This is a genomic window from Brevibacillus invocatus, from assembly GCF_003710915.1.
In the GTDB taxonomy this organism is placed as follows: domain Bacteria; phylum Bacillota; class Bacilli; order Brevibacillales; family Brevibacillaceae; genus Brevibacillus; species Brevibacillus invocatus.
The window spans coordinates 1-22,860 of the sequence record NZ_RHHR01000062.1 but is presented as its reverse complement, the minus strand read 5'-3'; the positions used below and the strand labels follow the sequence as shown (position 1 = coordinate 22,860).

19 protein-coding genes and 3 pseudogenes are annotated in these 22,860 nt (G+C 47.7%); 20 read left to right on the top strand and 2 right to left on the bottom strand.

The features are described from left to right. Positions 1-723 precede the first annotated feature (723 nt). The 17 genes and pseudogenes from EDM52_RS23315 to EDM52_RS23235 all read left to right on the top strand — a co-directional run. Positions 724-2,070 (top strand): cytochrome ubiquinol oxidase subunit I, encoded by a 1,347-nt coding sequence (locus EDM52_RS23315; RefSeq protein ID WP_245997344.1) that lies wholly within the window; start codon positions 724-726, stop codon positions 2,068-2,070. 9 nt (positions 2,071-2,079) lie between these two features. Further along, positions 2,080-3,099, top strand: a complete 1,020-nt coding sequence (locus EDM52_RS23310) for a cytochrome d ubiquinol oxidase subunit II (protein ID WP_122911293.1) — start codon at positions 2,080-2,082, stop codon at positions 3,097-3,099. Positions 3,100-3,304: 205 nt separating this feature from the next. Continuing rightward, a complete protein-coding gene (locus EDM52_RS23305; protein ID WP_415783023.1) occupies positions 3,305-3,670 on the top strand; it encodes a RidA family protein in 366 nt (121 codons plus the stop codon). Positions 3,671-3,822: 152 nt separating this feature from the next. Then, positions 3,823-4,773 (top strand): D-2-hydroxyacid dehydrogenase, encoded by a 951-nt coding sequence (locus tag EDM52_RS23300; RefSeq protein WP_122911292.1) that lies wholly within the window; start codon positions 3,823-3,825, stop codon positions 4,771-4,773. Between the two features lie 167 nt (positions 4,774-4,940). Beyond that, a complete protein-coding gene (locus EDM52_RS23295) occupies positions 4,941-5,954 on the top strand; it encodes a LacI family DNA-binding transcriptional regulator (RefSeq protein ID WP_122911296.1) in 1,014 nt (337 codons plus the stop codon). Positions 5,955-6,227: 273 nt separating this feature from the next. Next, the gene (locus EDM52_RS23290; RefSeq protein WP_122911291.1) at positions 6,228-6,827 is read left to right on the top strand and encodes a TetR/AcrR family transcriptional regulator; all 600 of its coding nucleotides are present in this window, start codon (positions 6,228-6,230) and stop codon (positions 6,825-6,827) included. A gap of 158 nt (positions 6,828-6,985) precedes the next feature. Then, on the top strand, positions 6,986-8,179 hold the full coding sequence (locus tag EDM52_RS23285) for an MFS transporter (protein WP_122911290.1): 1,194 nt from the start codon (positions 6,986-6,988) through the stop codon (positions 8,177-8,179). Positions 8,180-8,331: 152 nt separating this feature from the next. After that, a complete protein-coding gene (locus tag EDM52_RS23280) occupies positions 8,332-8,907 on the top strand; it encodes a DNA-3-methyladenine glycosylase family protein (RefSeq protein WP_415783022.1) in 576 nt (191 codons plus the stop codon). 30 nt (positions 8,908-8,937) lie between these two features. Beyond that, a complete protein-coding gene (locus EDM52_RS23275) occupies positions 8,938-9,627 on the top strand; it encodes a DNA alkylation repair protein (protein WP_122911288.1) in 690 nt (229 codons plus the stop codon). Positions 9,628-9,769: 142 nt separating this feature from the next. Further along, on the top strand, positions 9,770-10,660 hold the full coding sequence (locus EDM52_RS23270) for a LysR family transcriptional regulator (protein ID WP_122911287.1): 891 nt from the start codon (positions 9,770-9,772) through the stop codon (positions 10,658-10,660). A 139-nt stretch (positions 10,661-10,799) separates the two neighbouring features. Then, positions 10,800-11,837 (top strand): LLM class flavin-dependent oxidoreductase, encoded by a 1,038-nt coding sequence (locus tag EDM52_RS23265; RefSeq protein ID WP_122911286.1) that lies wholly within the window; start codon positions 10,800-10,802, stop codon positions 11,835-11,837. A gap of 19 nt (positions 11,838-11,856) precedes the next feature. Then, positions 11,857-12,906: an LLM class flavin-dependent oxidoreductase gene (locus EDM52_RS23260; RefSeq protein ID WP_245997343.1), complete on the top strand. Its 1,050-nt coding sequence runs from the start codon at positions 11,857-11,859 to the stop codon at positions 12,904-12,906. Positions 12,907-12,970: 64 nt separating this feature from the next. Beyond that, positions 12,971-14,623, top strand: coding sequence for an ABC transporter substrate-binding protein (locus tag EDM52_RS23255; protein ID WP_183185323.1), 1,653 nt, complete (start codon positions 12,971-12,973; stop codon positions 14,621-14,623). Positions 14,624-14,640: 17 nt separating this feature from the next. After that, positions 14,641-15,567: an ABC transporter permease gene (locus EDM52_RS23250; RefSeq protein ID WP_122911285.1), complete on the top strand. Its 927-nt coding sequence runs from the start codon at positions 14,641-14,643 to the stop codon at positions 15,565-15,567. A 52-nt stretch (positions 15,568-15,619) separates the two neighbouring features. Continuing rightward, positions 15,620-16,516, top strand: coding sequence for an ABC transporter permease (locus tag EDM52_RS23245; protein WP_122911284.1), 897 nt, complete (start codon positions 15,620-15,622; stop codon positions 16,514-16,516). 12 nt (positions 16,517-16,528) lie between these two features. After that, positions 16,529-18,556 carry an ABC transporter ATP-binding protein gene (locus EDM52_RS23240; RefSeq protein WP_122911283.1) on the top strand — a complete coding sequence of 676 codons (2,028 nt, stop codon included), beginning with the start codon at positions 16,529-16,531 and terminating at the stop codon, positions 18,554-18,556. A gap of 16 nt (positions 18,557-18,572) precedes the next feature. Then, positions 18,573-18,722 (top strand): annotated as a pseudogene (locus tag EDM52_RS23235) (LLM class flavin-dependent oxidoreductase); the annotation flags it as partial. 69 nt (positions 18,723-18,791) lie between these two features. Here EDM52_RS23235 and EDM52_RS25345 read toward each other — a convergent pair. After that, complete coding sequence (locus tag EDM52_RS25345) at positions 18,792-18,878, bottom strand: hypothetical protein (RefSeq protein WP_245997346.1); 87 nt, start codon at positions 18,876-18,878, stop codon at positions 18,792-18,794. Positions 18,879-19,039: 161 nt separating this feature from the next. Beyond that, positions 19,040-20,131: pseudogene (locus tag EDM52_RS25340) on the bottom strand (sigma-54 interaction domain-containing protein); the annotation flags it as partial. Positions 20,132-20,420: 289 nt separating this feature from the next. Between EDM52_RS25340 and pdhA the strand changes: the two are divergent. The 3 genes and pseudogenes from pdhA to EDM52_RS23215 form a co-directional block, all read left to right on the top strand. Next, the gene (pdhA, locus tag EDM52_RS23225; protein ID WP_122911282.1) at positions 20,421-21,488 is read left to right on the top strand and encodes a pyruvate dehydrogenase (acetyl-transferring) E1 component subunit alpha; all 1,068 of its coding nucleotides are present in this window, start codon (positions 20,421-20,423) and stop codon (positions 21,486-21,488) included. Next, entirely contained in the window at positions 21,485-22,468 is a 984-nt protein-coding gene (locus EDM52_RS23220) for an alpha-ketoacid dehydrogenase subunit beta (RefSeq protein WP_122911281.1), read from the top strand. Before pdhA ends, EDM52_RS23220 begins: the two co-directional genes overlap by 4 nt. A gap of 20 nt (positions 22,469-22,488) precedes the next feature. Beyond that, positions 22,489-22,662: pseudogene (locus EDM52_RS23215) on the top strand (biotin/lipoyl-containing protein); the annotation flags it as partial. Between the last annotated feature and the right edge of the window lie 198 nt (positions 22,663-22,860).

Here is a 22,860-nt window from a genome sequence, read left to right as displayed (position 1 = left end):
TTGAGCCAGTTTATGGTTTCGTTTCAACAAGCAAATAGCTGATATTCGAAAGAGACCCTCTTGTAGGGTCTTTTTTTGTACTATCGGAAAGTTTAAGTGCGCTAAAGCGCTAAAAAGATTAGCGGAAGATAGTATAAGTGCAACTAAGGCTCCGCCAAAAGCTTGGCGTAGCCAAGTTTTCTAATACTATCGGAAAGTTTAAGTGCGCTAAAGCGCTAAAAAGATTAGCGGAAGATAGTATAAGTGCAACTAAGGCTCCGCCAAAAGCTTGGCGTAGCCAAGTTTTCTAATAGGTTATGTTAAAGCATGTTGTTTAGAATGGATTATTACGAACGTTTGTTCTGTAATGATAGGAATATCATAGTTTCGGAGATCATTTACCCATGGTCGGAATTGCAGTGAAAACCGTGTTAAGATTCCCTGTACATAAACCTCATATTCGGAAGTTGATACACGGGAAATCAAAGTACCACCTTTTCATTGGGGTGGTAATTTTTTTGGTTAAAAGTCTTTTTGTAAGAAAAGGTCGAACGACTTGGTAAATCCTACATATTTGAGTGAGTTGTGGGGAAAATGAAGGCATGGATCGGAGGGCTTCTATATGCAATCTTTTCAAAAGCAGGAACTAAAGCTGGCAGCTCTGTGCTTTGTCATATCCGTGATCTTGCTGATCTCATTGTTCATGAAGTGGATGAAAGGGTAAACGAAAAGGGGAAGAATGTCTTGGATCAAGTACTCTTGGCTCGATTGTTGACTTTTACGACGCTTGGATTCCACATTATTTTCGCCACATTGGGCGTAGGGATTCCACTCTTTATCTCGATAGCTGAAGGTATCGGCATATGGAAGAAGGATGCACACTATCTCTTGCTCGCAAGAAGATGGTCGCGCGGCTATGTCATCACCGTAGCAGTCGGGGTAGTGACAGGGACATGCATTGCCCTTCAGCTCATCTTTCTTTGGCCGGGCTTCATGCAGCTTGCTGGTAAAGTCATTGGATTGCCGCTTTTCATGGAGACATTCGCTTTTTTCTTTGAAGCGATCTTCTTGGGAATATATCTGTACACCTGGGATCGCTTCAAGAATCCTTGGACACATTGGATTTTATCGATTCCCATTATACTGGGTTCCGTTGGCTCGGCTTTTTTTATCACTACCGTGAATGCTTTCATGAATACACCACAAGGCTTTACGCTGGAAGATGGCGTACTGACCAAAATCGATCCGTGGTTGGCGATGTTTAATCCCGCTACACCTTCCAAGGTAGCACATGTGCTTTCTTCCGCATTTCTGACCGTTTCCTTTGTGTTAGGGGCAATCGCAGCCTACCATCTCTTTAAAAAGAAAGAGCATGAATACTACAAGAAAGCGCTTGGTTTTACAATGTTTTTCGCCTTGCTCTTCTCTTTGCTGAATACGGCCATCGGCGATTTGTCCGGAAAGTTTTTAGCCGAATACCAGCCTGAGAAATTGGCAGCAGGGGAATGGCATTTCCAAACAGAGTCCCGAGCAAAGCTGATTGTCGGCGGAATCGTGAATGAGGACACCTTAGAAGTGGAATATGCACTGGGTATACCGATGCTGTTAAGCATATTGGCGAATGGAAATCCCAACTCCGTGGTCATTGGATTAGATCAATTTCCAAGGGAGCTGTGGCCACCACTGTATGTGCATTATTTTTTCGATGGCATGGTGGGTCTAGGTGCGTACTTGTTTGTCATCTCGCTCGTGTTTGTAGTCCTGTCCTTTTTTCACAAAAGAGGGAAGCTGCGAAGGTTCTCGAGATGGAATCGGCCACTCCTTTTCGGCATTATAGCCGGTGGACCCCTGTCCATCCTCGCCATTGAGTTTGGCTGGATATTTGCTGAATCCGGTCGGCAGCCGTGGATATTGAGAGGGTATCTTCAAACCAGTCATGCAGCGACACCTGCAGCTCACTTGATGGAGATGTTTATCCTCTTCAACCTGCTGTATGTTTTCCTCGCAGTGCTGGTATCGATCGTCTTGATTCGTTTGTTCAAGAAGACCACACCTGAAATGGAGCTCGAGGACAAGAAGATCATTTTGTAGGAGGTTATCATGGAGCTGCACCGAATCGGGATCGTGATTGCCTGGATTTTTCTTTATGGATACCTCATCGTGGCTTCTGTCGATTTTGGAGCAGGATTTTTCTCTTTTTACGGGAAGGTGACCAAACGCGACCACATCATCAATCCTATTATTGATCGCTATCTATCTCCCGTGTGGGAAGTGACGAACGTTTTCCTGATTTTTTTCGTCTACGCGGTGATTGGTTTTTTTCCGGATGTTGCCTTTATGTACGGCATCGCCTTGCTTGTTCCCGGAAGTGTTGCGCTTTTGCTGATCGCTTTGCGTGGCTCGTTTTATGCATTTGCCAATTACGGAGCACGTAAAAATATCGCCTATCTGTTCATATACGGCGTAACAGGGCTCTTGATTCCAGCATCGCTGGCAACTCTCCTCACGATCTCAGAAGGGGGATTCATTGTTGCAGAGGGGCAGCATGTCGAACTGCTCTTGGGTAAACTGATTGGTAGTCCTTACGCGTGGGTAGTTGTGATTCTGGCAATCGTCAGTGTTCTGTTCATTAGTGCAACATTTCTCACGTACTATGCGGATCGGGCAAAGGATACGGGAGCAAGAGAATTATTGCGACGCTTTGCGCTCTACAACAGCTTGCCAACCATTTTCATGAGCTTTCTGGCTTTCTTTACACTGCGCAATCACAATCCCGAGCATTTTGATCGCATGCTTGCCATCAGTTGGATGTTCATGGTATCACTTGGTTGCTTTTTGGTCGCTCTGGCACTCATCATACAACGAAAAAGGTACGGGATCGCCTTTTTCTTCGTCATGCTGCAGTTTGCCTTCGCTTTCTTCGGGTACGGAAGATCCCATATGCCGTATTTGCTCTATCCGTACCTGACCATCGAGTCTGGAGTGACCAGCGAGGCGATGGGACTGGCATTGATTGTAGCGTTTATCGGGGGAATTCTCCTGCTTGTTCCTTCCTTGATCCTCCTCATGCGATTGTTCATCTTCAGTGCGAATTATGTGCAGGGAAAAAAACAGACCTAAGGGTGAATGAATAAAACTGTCAGCGACCTTCGTTGGCAGTTTGTCTTTTCTGGCATAAACCTCGCATAGGAATGGAATCGAGTTCATTGAGAAACTCATGTGGTTACAGAAGGTGTAGACTAGTATTATAATAGGGAATATTTGGACGAAATGAGGGATGAACTTGTCTATCCAAAACAGAATCACATTTCGAAATCCGGACACAATGCCGAAATCTTCCGGGTATACGAACGTGGTAGAAGTAAACAGTGGTCGGATGATCTATATTTCGGGCCAGGTTGCAGTAAACAAAGAAGGGAATATGGTGGGGATCGGGGATCTAGCGGCACAAACCAAGCAAGTTTTTGAAAATATCAAAGCAGCATTGGAAGACAGAGGATCCAGCTTTCATGATGTAGTAAAATTCACGTATTTCATGACGGACATTTCCCAGATTCAAATCGTCAGAGACATTCGCGATCTATACATCCATACGGAAAACCCTCCTGCCAGTTCGGCTGTAGAAGTGAGCAAGCTGGTCAGAGAGGAGTTTTTGATTGAAATAGAAGCCATAGCGGCACCCGCTCAATAAGAAAAAATTCGATTCAAGCATTTGGTGGCTGATTTGGGAAAAATCGGCCATCTTCGTTTTTGGCTTTTATACCAGCATGTACCCTATTGAAAGAATTCTATTATAATGAATGTATTCATAGAAATGACTTGTCTGAAAATGGGGGAATCCACATGAATAAAGCATCGAAAATTATGATTTATACACCATCCGAAGCAGAATTGTACGCAGATTTGATTCGCAAGGATGGATACACGTCGGTTTGTTCAGCTTCTACTCCTGAAGAAGCAGAAGAGAAATTGCAGGATACGGAGATTCTTATGCAATGGAAATTTCCGCTCCATTTGCTTGAAAAACCAGCGGGAAAGTCTGTGAAATGGATCCAGTCTCTCGGCGCAGGTGTCGATGATCTGATGCGCTCGACCTCAATCCCGGAGGGTGTTACCATTTCCAGAGTAGTGGATCAGTTTGGTGGTCCGATGTCCGAATATGTATTTGCACAGCTGTTGTATGTGTACCAGGATATAGCCAGAAGCCAGGTAGCGCAGAAGAAAAAAAGCTGGCAACCCTTTGTGACTGAACTCTTGCAAGGAAAGACCATTGGGATTGCAGGCCTTGGCTCTATCGGAAAAGAGGCGATCCGCAAGGCAAGAGCTTTCAATATGAAAGTATATGGTTTGAGCTACAGCGGCAAGGAAGCTCATCTGGTAGATCGTCACTATGGTCCGGATGAATGGATGGATTTTGTTAAAGACCTGGACATTCTGCTCTTGATCCTGCCACTTACCGAACAAACGCGGCATATCGTCAATCGTGATGTCCTGATGGCAATGAAACCCACTGCTTGCCTGGTCAACATCGGTCGGGGTCATTTGGTTGCCGAAGACGAGCTTATCGACGTATTGCGTACAGGTCATTTGCGTGCTGCTATTCTGGATGTTTTTCAACAAGAACCACTATCGGAAACAAGTCCGCTCTGGGAGCTGCCCAATGTCTATATCACACCACATATGTCCGGTCCAAGTACAAAAGAAAGATTAGGACAATACCTGCTCTCGAATTTGACTCGATACCAGAATGGGGATGCGTTGCTGGGAGTCGTCAATCGGAAAGCTGGCTATTAATTTCGAGCATTCCTTTCGTACTTATTTTCTGAAAATGGTTTGCGCATTGCTGGATTTGTCAGTAAACTGAAAGATGAAGGAGCAAGCGCTTTCCTTTTCATTTGCGCAAATTGATATTTCTTGTTGCGCAAAGAAGAGGAGAACCTCGGACGAAAGTGGATGAGACGATGAAGACAACCATATACGATGTTGCTGAAAAAGCTGGCGTATCCATTTCAACCGTTTCCAGAGTCATCAATAACACCGGGCGAATCAGTGACAAGACCCGAAAAAAAGTGCTGGAAGTCATCGAAGCTCTGGAATATCAGCCCAGCTTGGTGGCTACGGCATTGACTGGAAAGCGTACAGGGACAATTGGATTGATCATACCCGATGTAGCCAATCCGTTCTTTGCTGAAATAGCAAGAAGAATAGAGGATCAGTGCAGGGAGATCGGCTTTAGTCTGCTGATTTGCAATACGGAGAACAATCCGGACACGGAAGAGATGTACCTCGACCTTTTGAAGCAAAAAAGCGTGGACGGTATCATCATCGGAACCATCAGCCGAAACCAGTATGTAATAGAAGAATACCTGCAGGAGAAGCTGCCAGTGGCACGGATCGCGTATGATCAACCGGATTGGAGGATCGATGCTGTGTTGGTCGATTACTTTCTCGGCGGCCATCAGGCGGTTTCTCACCTCGTGCAGTTAGGCCATAAAAAACTGGCGATCATGACGGGAAATCGCAGTCATGCGGGTAATAAGCTCTGCTATGAGGCATTTCGTCAGGTCATTGCAGAAAACGGGCTTGCTTTACGTGAAGAATGGTTGATCGAAACGGACTCAACCATGGAAGATGGCAGGCAAAAGGCGCTTGAGATCCTCTCTTCCTCAGACAGACCGACTGCTATTTTCGCGAGTTGCGATAGCTTGGCTATCGGAGTATACCAGGCGGCCAAAACAATTGGGCTGAGAATACCCGAAGACTTGTCTGTCGTGGGTTTCAACAATACGATTCTGGCTGCCGTTGTCGATCCGCCACTGACCTCCATCGCTCAGCCGATCCAAGAGATGGGACGACAAGTGGTGGAGCTTCTCATGCGAGAGATGGAAGGAGAAAAAGCTGTCAAGCAGCGGGTTTTCCTGGCTCCTGAGCTAATTGTTCGGGGTTCGACGAAGAAATGGGAATCTGCAAGGTAGAGATATGACAAGCGATCCATATTCCATGCACAAGAAGGTGCTGGAGGAGGATCGCTTTTTTATACTTTCTGCATTTTGGGCAAGCGCTTGCGCACATCATGCACGAGACCTTCTTTAACTCATGGAACAATAATAGCTACCTTTGTTCTCACGCTATAACAAGAAAAAGATTGAAACAGGTTCTTCGCATTTGATAAGATACAGAATGAACGTTCAGTATGTTTGTTGACATCATATCCATAAATCATCAAGAAGAAGAGCGGAGTGGCGAAAATGAACAAGAAGCAATTGCAAAGCGAACAGACGAAAAAGCGAATTGTTGATGCTGCCAGGGCATTATTCGTTCAGAAGGGCTACAAGGCCACCTCGATTGAAGATATCGTCGCGGCTACTGGAAGCAGCAAGGGAAATATCTACTACCATTTTAAAAGCAAGGAAGGGTTGTTTCTGACCTTGCTTGAAGATTGGGATCGCGAATGGGATGTGCAATGGAGTCAAAAAGAGGCCCAGTATACGTCGGTCGCTGAGAAGCTGTACGGCATGACGGATCATTTGGTCCGCGATGATATGAACCATCCTCTTACCAAGGCGTCCGATGAATTTTTCAATAGTGATGAAATCTCTCCTGAAGGGGAGGAACGTATTGCCCAGTTGGTAGAAAATCACCTGCAGTTCTTTCGAAAGCTCATTTCACAGGGAATAGAAAACCAAGAATTCAAATCGGAAAATGTAGAACATGTCGCTATCACATTGGAAAGTCTCTTTTTAGGCCTTAGTCAGATGGCTCGAAAATTAACTCTGGATGAAGCACTGGCCTTATATCAATCGGCTATAGGCGTATTTCTGCACGGTATGGTAAAAAAGTCCGCATAAAAAGTCCAAGGATTACAGTAGAGCAAATAGTTGCAAATAATCCTTTCATTCACTTATTATATAGAACGAACGTTCAGTATAAAATGAAGGGCTGTTTGTTTATAGAGATCCCTTTCAGCGAGTAAGTCATAACCCGAATGGGAGTCGGAGGAACCTTTATGTCGTTATTACTTAGAAATCGGGGAGCGATGCTGCTCCTCATGCTCAACATTTTTCTGATTTTCACCGGAGTAGGGCTGGTCATTCCGATCATGCCTACCTATATGAATGTGCTTCATATCAGCGGAAGCATTTTGGGTCTGCTGGTAGCTGCGTTTTCACTGACACAATTACTTTTTTCACCATTGGCAGGCAGACTGTCCGATACATGGGGAAGAAAAAAGATCATCATTGTCGGCATGCTCGTCTTTGCATTCTCGGAATGGCTGTTCGGATTCGCCAGTAGTCCGTTTCTACTATTTGCTTCGAGAATGATCGGCGGGATCGGGGCGGCACTGATCATGCCTGCTGTCATGGCCTATACCGCAGATGTCACTTCCGATGAAGAACGCGCCGGAGGGATGGGATTTATTAATGCAGCTATTACGACAGGTTTTATCATCGGTCCTGGAATCGGGGGATTTTTAGCGGAGTACGGGGTTCGTGTTCCATTTTACGCGGCTGCGGTGGCTGCAGCTATAGCTGCACTCATCACATTGCTCATCCTGCCAGAATCCTCTCGTACGAATACAAGCGTACCATCTGAAGCTGTGCCGCAGAAAAAGCAAAGCTTGCTTAAACAGCTGATGTATTCTTATCGAGAGCCTTATTTTTTGGGCCTGATCATCGTATTCGTCATGTCATTCGGTCTGGCAAACTACGAGACGATTTTTGGTTTGTTCGTGGATCACAAGTTTGGTTTTACACCAAAGGACATCGCTTTTATTATTACATTTGGATCGATCGCGGGTGCTGTCGTACAGGTCACCATCTTTGGCTGGATCCTGAACCGTTTTGGAGAAGAACGAGTCATCACGACATGTTTGATCATTGCCAGCCTGTTCATCGTCCTGACTCTATTCGTGCAGCAATTCTGGGCCATTACCTCGGTTACTTTCGTCCTGTTTTTGTCGATCGATATCCTGCGACCAGCAATCGGTACGCAGATGTCAAAAATGGCGCATGACCAGCAAGGATATGTAGCCGGACTGAACTCCGCCTTCACGAGCTTGGGAAATATCGCTGGCCCCGTCATCGCTGGGCTTCTCTTTGATATCAACATCGATTACCCTTATCTGGCTGCTGCCCTTGTTTTGTTCGCTTGTTTTCTTCTGTCCCTGCGTGCGTCAAAAAAGAGCAGGATGGCTGGTTAAGTCCTTCAGTATCTTGCTGTTCTATTGTAAAACGCGTACGTGAGGCTGCACTTGCGGTATAGTAAAAATAGCATAGTCGAGAGAGAAAGATCAGGAGGCTTGTGATCGTGGGAGCTGTTAAAACCAAGCTTTTTGAATACAGTCAGGATGAGATGGACTACCTGAAAACACTTGATCCACAGCTAGGGGGAATGATAACACGCATAGGAAGAATCGAACGTGTCATCATCCCCGATCTCTTCGCTGCACTCATCCATGCCATCGTCGGTCAACTTATTTCAGTCAAAGCAGCTGAAACCGTCTGGGACAGAATGCAGAATCGCTTTGAAGAAATATCTGCATATAATCTGGCGCAGCAGACGGCAGACGATATCCAAGCATGCGGATTGACGATGAGAAAAGCGAACTATATTCATGCCATTTCTTCAACGATTGCCGAAGGAGACTTTCTCCTAGAAGAGCTGCGTGATTTGCCTGATCGGGAAGTGATCCAGAAACTGACCAAGCTGGAAGGTGTGGGACAATGGACGGCAGAAATGCTGCTGATCAATTGTCTGGAGCGTAAAGATGTCGTCAGCTGGGGAGATATTGCGATTCGACGCGGGATGATGAAGCTGTACGGTCTGGATACGATTACCAAGCAGCAATTTGAAATGTACCGTCAACGCTATTCACCACTTGGCTCGATTGCTTCCATCTACTTGTGGCACATCTCTTTTGTTGATTGAGCATTTCAAACCGAGAAGAGGAATGGTGAAGTGGACAAGACCGTGAGAGAACAGCTGCTGGAATTGGCGGAGGAAAACTACCAGCAATTTTCTTCCTCTTTAATTCCGACGATTCACAATGTGCTCGGCGTTCGCTTGCCCTTGCTGCGCAAAATGGCAAAAACAATTGCAAAAGGGGACTGGAGAACGTATCTGAAGCATGCGGATAGCGACTATTTTGAAGAGATCATGCTGCAGGGAATGGTCATCGGATATGTCAAATGCGACCTGGAGGAAAAGCTGCGCTACGTGTCCAACTTTGTACCCAAGATTGACAACTGGTCCGTGTGCGATAGCTTTTGCATTGGACTGACTGTTGCCAGAAAGAATCAAGAACGCGTGTGGGAATTTCTACAGCCATATTTGCGATCCAAGGAAGAATACGAGCTGCGCTTTGGTGTGGTCATGCTCCTCCATTTCTATGTCGATGCAGTCTACCTCCGCCGCGTATTCGAGAAGCTGGATACGGTCCAGCATGATGGCTACTACGTCAAGATGGCTGTGGCTTGGGCTTTATCGGTCTGTTTTGTCAAAGACGCGGAATCCACACTCGAATACCTGAAGAAAAGCTCACTCGATGATTTTACATATAACAAGACTTTGCAAAAAATCACGGAGTCCAATCGTGTGGATGCGGATACAAAAAATAGGATTCGAGCGACGAAGCGAAAAAGGTCGTGAATGAATTCTTACTTGACCTGTATGAATAATGTGATTACACTATTTCCATAAACAGCCAATCCGTAACAATCGGCTCTCTCTACTTGCAGGATGCAATCAAGGGAGAGTTTTTTTGTATCTTCATTCGGAAGGAGAGAAGGTCATGAATATCGCGAATATTGAAGCCTTCGTCTACGTGATTCACTACAACAGCTTTAATAAGGCCGCCGATGCCTTGTTCTTGTCTCAGCCTTCGATCTCTGCGCGCATTCAATCCTTGGAAAGAGAGCTGGATACCCAATTGTTCGAACGAGAAGGCAGGAGCTTTACGTTAACGGAGAAGGGGAAGCAATTTCTGCCCTTTGCCCAGCAGATTCTGCAATCCTATAAGAAAGGGCGCCAGCAGCTGCAGCAGATGAACACCACCTCGGACGAAATCCGAATTGGCTGCACGGCTTCGGTATCCAACTACGTCATTCCAGAAATCATTCCCGTGATCAAAGCGAGGTTTCCAGCATTGCAGGTCAGGCTGGTGACATCCTCCAGCGAAGTCATCATGGAAAAAGTCCTGAACAAGGAGATCGACGTCGGTCTTGTACGCAATATCAGTCATCCAGGTCTGGATTCTGTCAAATATCTGGAAGACCCGATCGAATTATTTGTCTATGAGGGCCATCCATTCATCGATAAGGAGCAGCTCACGATCGAGGAAATCGGGCGACAGACACTGGTGTTTTTTGAATGCGGCTCATTTGACTGGATGCGGATTCATCGCTTGTTTGAGAGCTTGGATCACCCGCCGCATATTGAGTATCAGGTGGATAATCTGGAGACGGCAAAAAAACTGCTGCTCAAAAAACTAGGCATTGGATTTTTGCCCTCGCTATGCGTCAGAGAGGAGACCCTGACCAAAAGTCTGGTACCGGCGTATTTCCCACTTCTTTCCAATTTGTATTTGCGTACCAATCTGATTACGCAAAAAGGCGGCACTGATGCTGCAAGGCTATTGCTCGAAGTGCGAGGACAAATCCCGTTTTTGGCCGATTATCGATAGATTGTTTTGATTAATGGATAAAAGAAGTCTATTACCCAGCCCATTGACGGTGGATAGGTGCGGTGATAAGCTTTTAGCAATTCATTAATTCCTAGTATTCTGGTATGTTTAATTATTGATTTAAAGGAGGGGCAGCTGCTTGACCTTGCGATTCAGTATTTTAGATCAAAGTCCGTTAGGTGAGAAAGAGACGGCAGCCGAAGCCATCCAGCATACCGTTCGCCTCGCGAAAAGAGCCGAAGAGCTTGGTTACCACCGCTTTTGGGTATCTGAACATCATGATTCAACTGCTGTTGCAGGTTCTTCTCCGGAGGTGCTGATGGCCTACTTACTGGCGCAAACCTCCACGATTCGCATCGGTTCTGGTGGAGTGATGCTGCAGCATTACAGTCCTTATAAGGTAGCTGAGAATTTCAATTTGCTGGCTACCTTGGCTCCAGGACGAATCGATCTTGGGATCGGAAGGGCACCCGGGGGATATCCCAAGTCGACGAAAGCGCTGCAGCCTATCGAACATTCAGCAGTGACATCGTTGGACGAGAAGCTGGGTGAGCTAGTGCATCATCTACACCAGATATTACCCGCGGATCATCCGTTGCATGGAGTGAAGGCGACACCTATTCCGGAGATTCCCGCTAATCTGTTTCTGTTAGGGACCAGTGCATCTAGCGCAGAGCTAGCCGCCCGTTCGGGAATCCCGTATGTTTTTGCCCACTTTATCAACGGAAATGAAAAAGTCATTCAGGATGCTCTCCATACGTACCGTTCGAGGTTTCAACCGTTCAGAAACGATAAACCACAGGCTATCATCGCAATCTCGGTGATCGTGACGGAGACGGATGAAGAGGCGAAAGCATTGGCCGCCAATCATCAGAATGTGAAAATTCATCTGGAAAGCGGCAGGACGATAAACGTGAACAGTCTGCAAGCCGCCGAGGAATATGGACGACAGGCCGAAGAAGGCTACACCCTTGAGGTACAGGACGCCCAGATCATACACGGCTCCAAGGAAACCGTACGTGAGCGATTGCTGGAATTCCATCAGCAATACGAGGTGGATGAAATCATCCTGATCGCTCGAATGAATAGCTATCCCGAAAGACTGCGCGCCTACGAGCTGATCCACGAAGCCTTCACCGAACTACCGGTTTCATTCATCTCCAATACTGGCAAATGAGGAACGGAGGAAGATCGCGATGACCCAAAAAAGACAATTAAAATTTGGCGCACTCATTCATGGGGTTGGCGGCCATATATCCGGTTGGCGACATCCTGAGATCGAGCCGGATTCAAGTGTTAATTTGTCCTTTTATATAGCGCAAGCATTGAAAGCAGAAGCAGGGAAATTTGATCTGGTGTTCATTGCCGATGGCTTGTATATCAATGAAAAATCGATACCGCATTTTTTGAATCGTTTTGAGCCTCTAACCATCCTGTCTGCTCTAGCTGCGGTCACCGAACGGATTGGATTGGTCGGTACGGTATCCACCTCGTATAGCGAGCCTTTTACGGTAGCCCGGCAATTCGCGTCGCTGGACCACATCAGTCAAGGACGCGCAGGGTGGAATGTGGTGACCTCACCGCTTGAAGGATCGGCTCTCAATTTTAGCAAAACGGTAGAGCAGCATCCGGATCATGCCACACGGTACCGGATCGCGAGCGAATACCTCGAGGTGGCCAAGGGATTGTGGGATTCTTGGGAGGACGATGCCTTTGTCAGAGACAAAGCGTCAGGGATATTCTTCGATCCGAAAAAGCTGCACACGTTGAATCACCAGGGTGAGTTCTTTTCTGTCCAGGGACCATTGAATGTAGGCCGTTCCAAGCAAGGGCAGCCCGTCATTTTTCAGGCTGGCTCTTCAGATGCAGGGAAAGACTTGGCAGCCAGCTCGGCAGACGCCATCTTTACCGGACATCCGACACTGGAGGATGCCCAGCACTTTTATCAGGACGTGAAAAGCAGGGCACAAGCGCGTGGCCGCAATCCAGATGAACTCCTTGTCTTGCCTGGGATCGGACCGATTATTGGAAGCACCGATGAGGAGGCAGAGCGCAAATATGAGGAAATCGCCAATCTGGTATCCATCGAACAAGCGTTGAACTATTTAGGGCGATACTACGATCACCATGACTTTTCGCAATATTCACTCGATGATGCGTTTCCCGATCCTCCAGCAGCGAGGCTTGTACAGAACGGAATACGATGCAGATACCTTGCGGGGACACCTGGGTCTGTCATTCCCTGAGAATCGATATGTGAAAACAAAAGAAACGATCACCCAATAGAGATAGGGGTAGGAGGAGGAGCAAGTGAAGGTGCTACAAAGAAGTCTGAAAGGTCTTTCGATCATAGCCAGTTTGGCCCTAGTTCTCACAGGATGCGGCCAGACTGCACAACCGAACGCGACAACGACCGCGAACACACAGGCTGTTGAAAACAACGTCCCGGTTTCGGGTGGTGAATTAACCTTTGCGCTTGCCACTTCACCTGACACGCTAGACCCTCATCGCAGCGGATTGGCAGTAGCGACGAGAGTTTACCGTACGATTTTTGACAGCCTGGTCGTCCAGTTGCCCGACAATTCCATACAGCCTTGGCTGGCAAAAGAATGGTCGATCTCAGAGGATGGAAAAACCTATATTTTCAAGCTGCGTGATGACGTGAAATTCCATGATGGCACTTCATTCAATGCGGAAGCGGTGAAGTTCAACTTTGATCGCGTCATCGCACCTGAGACGAAAGCAAGCAATTCCCTGGCGCTGATCAGACCTTACAAATCCTCGGAAGTGATCGATGAATACACGATCAAAATCAACCTGGAGACGCCCTCTGCCGCTTTCCTTGGCAATCTCAGCCAAGCGATTTTGGGTATCGCATCGCCTGCAGCCATTCAAAAATACGGAGAGCAGTTTGGACAACATCCAGTCGGTTCAGGTCCGTTCACCTTTGTGAAATGGAACGAAAACGCGGAGATTCAAGTAGCGAGAAGCTCAGCATACAATTGGGCGCCATCGAACGTAGAAAATCAGGGATTGGCTTATCTCGATACCATTACGTTCAAAATCATTCCGGAAGAAGCGACCCGTATAGGAAGTGTTCAGAGCGGGCAGGTTCTGGCTGGTGAAACCGTTCCTCCTCAAAATGTTTTGGCATTGAAAAACGATCAGCAGCTTCAATTGCTGGAAGTGGCGACAGAGGGATTGCCCTACACGCTCTTTTTCAATCATCGCAGAGAACCGTGGAACGATCCAAAAGCGAGAAAGGCGGTACAGCTTGCTGTCGATGTGGACGCCATTGTCAAAACACTCTATCTGGGTACCTATCCTCGATCATGGTCGCCGCTAACGCCTGGAACATTCGGTTATGATGCCTCCCTGGAAAACGGCATTCAACCGGATCTCGCCAAAGCAAATACCTTGCTAGATGAGCTGGGCTATCGTCCCGGTGCCGACGGGATTCGTGAAAAAGACGGGAAAAAACTGACGTTGCGCTATGTAGATCGATCACCCAATAGGGAGAAGCGCAATGACATCGCCATCATCGTACAGCAGCAATTAAAACAAATCGGAATCGCCGTCGAGATCGAGATTACCAAGGATATAGCGACCGTCATTCATCAGAACGGAGCGTACGATCTTTACGGAAACAGCCAGGTCAACTCCGATCCCAATGCATTGCGCCAGTTTTATCACACACAAGAAGCGGGAGTATCACGGCTGACGCTGTCGGGTCTTTCTGATCCTGAATTGGACCAATTACTGGAGCAGGGAACGGTTGAAATGGACACTGAAAAAAGAAAAGAGATCTACAAAAAAATTCAGCACTACATTATCGATCAGGCATCCATTATCCCGATCTACGTGTTTCCCTACACCGTAGCTGCATCCAAAAAGGTGAAGGGATTAAAGTTTGATGCACTCGGCTATCCACTTTTCAATGATGTAAGCCTCGAAAAAGACTAGAAAAGGAGATAGCGCGTATGTGCAAGAGGTTCCTTGGACGGATTTTGGCGTCGATAGTCGTCGTTTTCGGAGCATTGGTGTTTGTTTTTTGTATTCTGTATCTGCTACCTGGCGATCCGGTACTCTCCATTTTGGACCCGGCTACCGCCACACCGGAAATGATTGAGAATATGCGGAAGGAGTTGGGACTGGATCAACCCTTTCATATTCAGTTTGGAAACTATTTTGCAGGGATCTTACAAGGCGATTTTGGCACCTCACTGGTGAACAGCGATCCGGTTCTTCCCAAGATCCTCCTTCACTTTCCGGCAACGTTGGCGTTAACCCTCGCAAGTACGATCTTTTCCGCTGTGATCGGTATCGTGCTGGGGGTTCTATCCGCCATCCACCGGAATAGCTGGATCGACATCGTGGCCAGACTCGTTGGGCTTTTTGGAATATCCATGCCGACTTTTTGGTCGGGAATCCTGCTGATCTTGATTTTCTCCGTGTATTTGGGCTGGTTTCCTGCGATGGGCTCGGATGGCTTCATGAGCCTGATTCTGCCATCTCTTGCCCTCGGCTTTGTCGGGGCAGGATTTATCGTCCGCATGGTGCGCAATAGCATGCTCGAAGTCATCCATGAACACTTTATTGTGACACTTCGCTCCAAGGGCTTGTCGGAAAAAGCGGTCATGTACCGGCATGCTTTGCGCAATGCACTGATTCCGGCCATCACCATCATTGGCATCCACATCGGCGATCTCTTGGCTGGAACGGTCATCATCGAAACGGTTTTCTCCAGACAAGGAATCGGACGCGTGATCGCAGATGCCATCATGGCAAGAGATTTACCCGTCGTCCAAGGAGTCATCTTTTTCTCAGCTATTGTGTATGTCGTCGTCAATCTGCTGGTAGATCTTTCGTATTCTCTCGTCGATCCACGCGTGCGACGTGCTTCATGATATCGATTAGCCGGTCATTTTCGATTGAATTGGTCACAGGAGGGATCCGGAAATGAAGGAAGTGATTTCAGCCAAGACCGTTTGGCAAGCGCCAGAGCTTCAGGCTAACGCGCAAAGAAGGGGGAGGGAGTTTGATGTCTCCCAGCTTTTTGTCTACGCTTCAGGTCTCGTTATCTTGTTCTATGTCCTTTGCGCATTGGCCCCTCAATGGGTAGCGCCTTACGAGCCAACCTTGATGATGACTGACAAAATCCTGAGTCCTCCCAGCAGTACGCACTGGTTCGGAACGGATTACTTTGGCAGAGATGTATTCAGCTTGACCGTATACGGCAGTCGGGATTCGTTGTTCATCGGGGTGGCTTCTGTTCTGGTGGGTGGGTTGTTCGGGGGAGCACTAGGTGCTTTCTCCGGATATATCGGGGGCATCGTCGATACCATACTCATGCGGTTCATCGATATCGTTATGACCATACCAGGCATCCTGCTTGCCCTGGCAATTGCAGCTGCTCTGGGGCCCCACCTGTTCAATATCATACTTGCCGTGGCAATCTCCGCCATACCGGGCTATGCAAGAGTCATGCGCGGTCAGATCATGAGCATCAAGAGCCGCCCCTTTATCACCGCTTCTCGATCGATCGGTACACCGCATCGAACCATTATACTGCGCCATGTATTACCTCATTCTTGGTCACCTTTACTCGTCATGGCGACGATTGGTCTGGGTTCCTCGATTCTGATTGGCTCTGGGCTGAGCTTCCTCGGGTTGGGCATCATCAAGGAAATTCCAGACTGGGGCGCACTATTATCGCAAGGAAGAGGGTATTTGACCGTAGCATGGTGGATATGCACCTTTCCAGGGCTGGCCATCACGCTGTTCGTGCTATCCGTGAACCTGATCGGTGATCAACTTCGCGATATGCTGGACCCGAAAACGAGCAGGGGCAGATAGGAGGGAAGCTGCATGAGTCAACTGCTGGATTTACAACATGTTACTGTAGATTTCCAAAGCAAAAACGGTCTCCTGACAGCAATCCGAGATGTGTCCCTACAAATCAAGGCAGGGGAAACCGTATGTCTCGTAGGTGAATCCGGTAGTGGCAAAACCATTACTTCCAAAGCCATCATGCGCTTGATCGATTATGAACACGGACGCATTTCAGAAGGAAGCATTGTCTTGGATGGCGTGAACCTGGCAAAGCTTTCGCAACATGAGCTGCGCGGCCTGCGCGGAAAAAAGATGGCCATGATCTTTCAGGAGCCGATGGCAGCCTTCGACCCCGTATTCACGATTGGCAATCAGATCATGGAAGCGATCCTTGAGCATCAACAGGTGAAAAAGGATGTGGCATGGAAACAGGCCATCCATCTTCTTGAAAGAGTAGGGATACCCGAGCCTACGTTGAGGATGAAACAATACCCCAATGAGCTATCCGGCGGGATGCTTCAACGCGCGATGATTGCAATGGCTTTAGCTTGCGGTCCGGAACTGTTGATCGCGGATGAGCCAACGACCGCTTTGGACGTGACCATTCAGTCACAAATCCTGCAATTGCTGCAAGAACTCAAAGCAGAGTACCAAATGTCCATCCTGTTGATCACACACGACATGGGAATCGCTGCCGAAATGGCCGATCGGATCATTGTCATGTACGCAGGCCGAGTCGTCGAGCAAGCGACTTCAGAACAGCTGTTCGAGAAGCCGCATCATCCCTATACGCGAGGACTGCTCCGATCCATCACAACGATAGACAGCCATCGAGGAAATCGATTGTTTTCAATCGAAGGCTCCATTCCACCTTTGACTGATATGCCTAGCGGTTGCCGTTTTCATCCGCGATGCCCATACGCGACGCAAAAATGCTTGCTTGATGAACCGCCTCTTTTTGAAATCAACGGTAGGCAGACGGCGTGCTGGCATGGAGAGCAGCTGGTCGAATCGGAAGATGGGATTGGAAAAAGCGAAGTCATGCCTCCGATCGCTGTCATAGAGCCAAAACATGATCAACATCATTCCACTTTGCAACGCCAGCTGTTATTCGATGTGAAAGGGCTCAGTAAAGCCTACCCGGTTGGCAAGGGATTGCTTCAACGCGCTTCATCGCTGATCCATGCTGTAGACGATGTATCGTTTACGATTGAAAAAGGGGAGACCTTTGGATTAGTAGGGGAGTCCGGCAGTGGCAAGTCTACACTTGGCCGGGTACTTCTTCAGCTGGAAAAGGCAAGCAAAGGGAGTATCCGGTTTCAAGGGCTTGAGCTGACTCAGCTGAAAACAGCCGAGCTGCAAAAGGATCGCCGAGACATGCAGGTTATTTTCCAAGACCCGTACGGTTCGGTCAATCCGCGCTGGCAGATAGGCGATATCATCGGCGAACCCCTGATGGTACATGAAGACCTCGATGCAACAGTACGTCGCGAGCGGGTGGAGGCCCTTCTGGAAGCGGTTGGTCTGAAACGCGGCTGGTACGAGCGATATCCACATGAATTCTCTGGAGGTCAACGCCAGCGTATCGGGATTGCCAGAGCAATTGCCCTAAATCCTTCCTTTGTACTCGCAGATGAAGCAGTATCTGCGCTAGACGTCTCTGTTCAGGCACAAATCGTGAATCTGATGCAGGATTTGCAAAGAGATTTGGGACTTACGTATCTGTTTATCGCACATGGACTCCATATCGTTCGCCATATTTCGGATCGCATTGGTGTCATGTATCTTGGCAAGCTGGTCGAAATCGCAGCCAGCGAAGAGCTTTTTCTGCATCCCGCACACCACTATACAAAAGGATTGATTGCATCTATCCCGGTCCCAGACCCCAAGCAAAAGCGGGAGCCTTTTTCCTTGCAGGGTGAGATTCCTTCCCCTGCAAATCCACCATCTGGCTGCCGCTTCCACACGCGCTGCCCGGCGGCTACAGCCCGGTGCAAGGAAGAGCCGCCAGCTTGGCAAGAAATTCAGCGCGGACACTGGGTAGCATGCCATCATCCCGCTTGAGTTTATGACGACAGAGGAAGATTTCGTAGAACTCGTTGTGCCGATCTTGCAGGAGAGAGGCATTTATCGAACGGAATACGAACAGGATACGCTGCGTGGGAATTTGGGCCTGCCTGTACCGGTCAATCGGTATGTCCGATCAGCCTCTGCAACGTTGATTTCATAGATTCTTGCGTTGCTTGTCGAGAAAAAAGATTGTTCTAGGGATGGATGGAGTGACCTCAATTGGATGAGGTCACTCTCTTTTTTTTCGAACGAGCGTGGAGATGTTCACTCCGAGCAAATCTGCACACTCTTGCATGGTATTGGTGTTGGCAAGCATTCGACGAATATACTCTTGTTCAAATTGCTTGACCGCGTCCCGAAGAGACATGTGTGCGTCGGCGCTCGTTGGAAATGAGACAGGGGGGAGATGCGGATCATTCGGGTAGAAGCGGGAAGCTGTTCTTTGGTGATTTTACTTTCTTCTGTCATATGGTAGGTACGTTCCAAGACATTTTTCAGTTCACGAACGTTCCCTGGCCAACCATAGCTCGTCAAGGCTTCCATCGCTTCAGCGTCCATCCGCTTTGCCTGACCATATTTTTGCTCCAGCTTTTTTAGGTAAAAGAAGACGAGTGCCGCAATATCCTCACGTCGATCCCTAAGCGGGGGAATCGTGAGTGATAAGACGTTTAATCGGTAGTAGAGATCCTTCCGAAATTTTTTCTGTTCGACCATGGTTTCAAGCTCGCTGTTGGTAGCGGCGATAACACGCATGTTTACTTTTTTGACCTCTTTTGCCCCCAGCCGCCGGATTTCTCCATCCTGCAAAACATTTAAAAGCTTAACTTGAAGGGAGTACGGCAGATCACCAATCTCGTCGAGAAAAATCGTTCCTCCGTCTGCAAGCTCCAACAAGCCTTCCTTTGATTTGTTTGCCCCTGTAAACGCTCCTTTCTCGTAGCCGAACAGCTCGGATTCCAGCAAATGATCTGGTATCGCACCACAGTTGATCTTGATATAGTCACCGTCCCTGCCACTTTTTCGGTGTATGTATTGGGCGACTACATCCTTTCCAACGCCTGACTCGCCAAGTAGGAGAATCGGTGAATCATTTTGCGCAAATCTTTCGGCCAATCCAATGACTCGATGCATGATGGCACTGCGATAGACGAGCTGTTCCATGTTCTCGCTGTCGTTTTGAATTTGCTCCAGTGTTTTTTGATAGTGGGAATTGATTTGCCTGGTTTCTTCGAGTTCTTGCTGTAACAGATTCAACTCTGTAATATCCCGAATATTGCCAACAACGAACAACAGCTCCTCGTTTTGATCCAGCACGGGGGTAGCTGTATTGATCGTTTTCCTGCCGTTTGCATACTCAATTGCGGTACTGTATATCTGCTTTGTCTGAATGGCCCGTACGGCAGCTGATTCGGTTACAATATCCAACTCAAGCTGTTGCATGTAGCTGTAATGATTGAGAATATCAGCGGGAACGCCGGTTAATTGCAGGTAGGCTTCATTATACAGAAGAACATAGCCATTAGAGTCACAGATCGCTAAACCATCGTGGGAAGTATGAAAAATCGTCATGATGAGGTGCATAAGCTCACTACTGTCGTTTGTTTGGAAGTACTTGGTCCTGTACATGGTTGGTTTGTCCTCCTTACTTGGTTGAGGCATGGGATGTTCATAGCTGCATATGCAAAATGAATCATTCATGCTCATTATTGCATGTGCAAAAATGCAAAGATAGATAAAAATTTTCTAAAATTACTGACAATATGCTTTTGTATCCATTGGCACATGAATTGCTACATAGTGATGCGATTGTTTTCATTTTAGAACTGAATGACTGAAACATGAAAAGGAGGCACCCTTCATGACTGACTTTTATCAAGTTCTAGACCCTAAGGGTCAACTGCTCGAAGATACCCGGAACCAGATCAGTGAAGAGACCATGTTGAAAATGTACGGGAATATGGTGATAGTCCGAGCCTTTGACCGTAAATCCATCCATCTTCAGCGCCAAGGAAGAATGGGAACTTATGCTCCTTTCGAAGGGCAGGAAGCTTCACAGGTTGGTAGCGCAATGGCACTATTGCCGGGTGATTGGTTGTTTCCCACATACCGGGACCATGCAGCCTCGATTGTACATGGACAATCCATGACTCGAGTTTTTCTATATTGGATGGGACATATGGACGGAAGCATCAGTCCTTCTGATCGACATATCATGCCTCCCTGTGTTCCCATCGCTACGCAAATGGTTCATGCAGTAGGTACGGCATGGGCAAGTAAAAGAAAAGGTGAACCACATGTCAGTCTGGCCTACTTTGGAGATGGAGCTGGCTCAGAAGGCGATTTCCATGAAGCGCTGAACATGGCTGGTGTATTCAAGACGCCTACGATCTTCTTTTGCCAAAACAACGGATATGCAATCAGTGTTCCATTCTCTCAACAATCAGCTTCCCGTACGGTTGCTCAACGGGCGTCAGCCTATGACATTCCTGGTGTTCGCATCGATGGCAATGATATTTTTGCAGTTTGGCTAACGGTGAAAGCCGCCATGGAACGGGCGACAGCAGGTCTTGGTCCAACCTTGATTGAAGCCGTCACGTACCGATATGGAGCACATACTACCGCAGACGATCCCAAAAAATACCGTGATCAAGAACGGTTGGCCGAGGAGTGGCGATCAGAGCGTGATCCCGTACAACGCTTGAAGGTCTATTTAGAGCAAAGCGGCCTATGGAATGAATGGAAGGAGACGGCACTCCAGACCAAGGTGGCAGAACAAATTGAGGCAGCGCTAATCGAGGCGGAAAGCTACCCGAAGTCCCAAGCCGCTGATATGTTCAAGCACGTCTACGAGGTGCCAAGTTGGATGGTAGAAGAACAACAAAAAGATGCGATTGTCCCCGAAGGAAAGCGAGGTGTATTGGCATGAGTAGAAAACTAAGCATGATTCAGGCGATATCAGAAGCCTTGGACCAGAAGCTAGCAGACGACAATAGAGTGATGCTGTTGGGCGAGGATATCGGAGTCAATGGCGGTGTTTTTCGAGCCACGGAGGGGTTGTTTGAAAAATATGGTCGTGAACGCATCGTGGACACTCCTCTTGCCGAGGCAGGCATCATTGGTTCCGCGATCGGGCTGGGGATGAATGGCATGATTCCTGTCGTAGAAATTCAATTTCTTGCCTTCATTTACCCGGGATTTGAACAAATTGTCTCACATGCTGCGAGAATGAGGTATCGGACGCGCGGTCAATATCACGTACCTATGGTGATTCGCACACCATTTGGAGCCGGCATCCGCGGACCAGAGCTGCACTCCGAGAGTGTGGAAAGCTTTTTCGCACATGTACCGGGGTTAAAGGTCGTTGTGCCAAGTACTCCTTTTGATGCAAAGGGGTTGCTTATTTCCGCTATCGAAGATCCGGACCCCGTCATTTTTTTGGAACCGACCAAGCTGTATCGCGCCTTTAAGGAAGAGGTACCGGAAGAACTGTATCGCGTACCGATTGGAAAAGCCAGAGTGATACGGGAGGGCAGTCACCTTTCCATCTTTGCTTGGGGAGCCATGATACGTGTAGCAGAAGAGGCAGCACAACAGCTGGAACGGGAGCGTGGCTGGCTGTGTGAGGTTGTGGACTTGCGCAGTATCAGTCCCTTGGACCGGGATGCGATTCTTGCATCTGTAAAAAAAACCGGGCGGGCTTTAGTCGTTCACGAAGCCCACAAAACAGCTGGCATGGGTGCAGAAATCATTTCGATCATTAACGATGAAGCTTTGCTGTACTTGAAAGCACCGGTAAAACGCGTTACCGGCTATGACGTGCCGGTTCCTCAATTTGCGATTGAAGATGATTACCTGCCGACAGTTGCTCGAGTCAAACAAGGCATTGTCGAAACGATTCAATATTAGACGGGTGGGGGTTTTGCGACATGGTGAATTTTAGACTCCCGGATGTGGGAGAGGGTATGCATGAGGGCGAAATTCTGCGTATTCTCGTAAAGTCTGGGGATTTCGTTGAACAGGATCAGCCTATTGTGGAAGTACAGACCGATAAAGTACATGCAGAGTTGTCTGCGCCTATTTCGGGTATTGTAACGGAAATCACTAGCGTTGCATAAAAAATGTGTTTGTGATTTGTCGAAGTATTCTGAATGAAATCTTCAGCTTCCCAACCAAAAACGACAGCAACCAAGCAAAAGGTAGCTCTATCCATTTGGTAGTTTTATACATTTATTGCATTAGTGACAACGACAACCAACACCTAATTCCTTTTCTGTCGCCCTCTTGATGTTCGTTTGGAC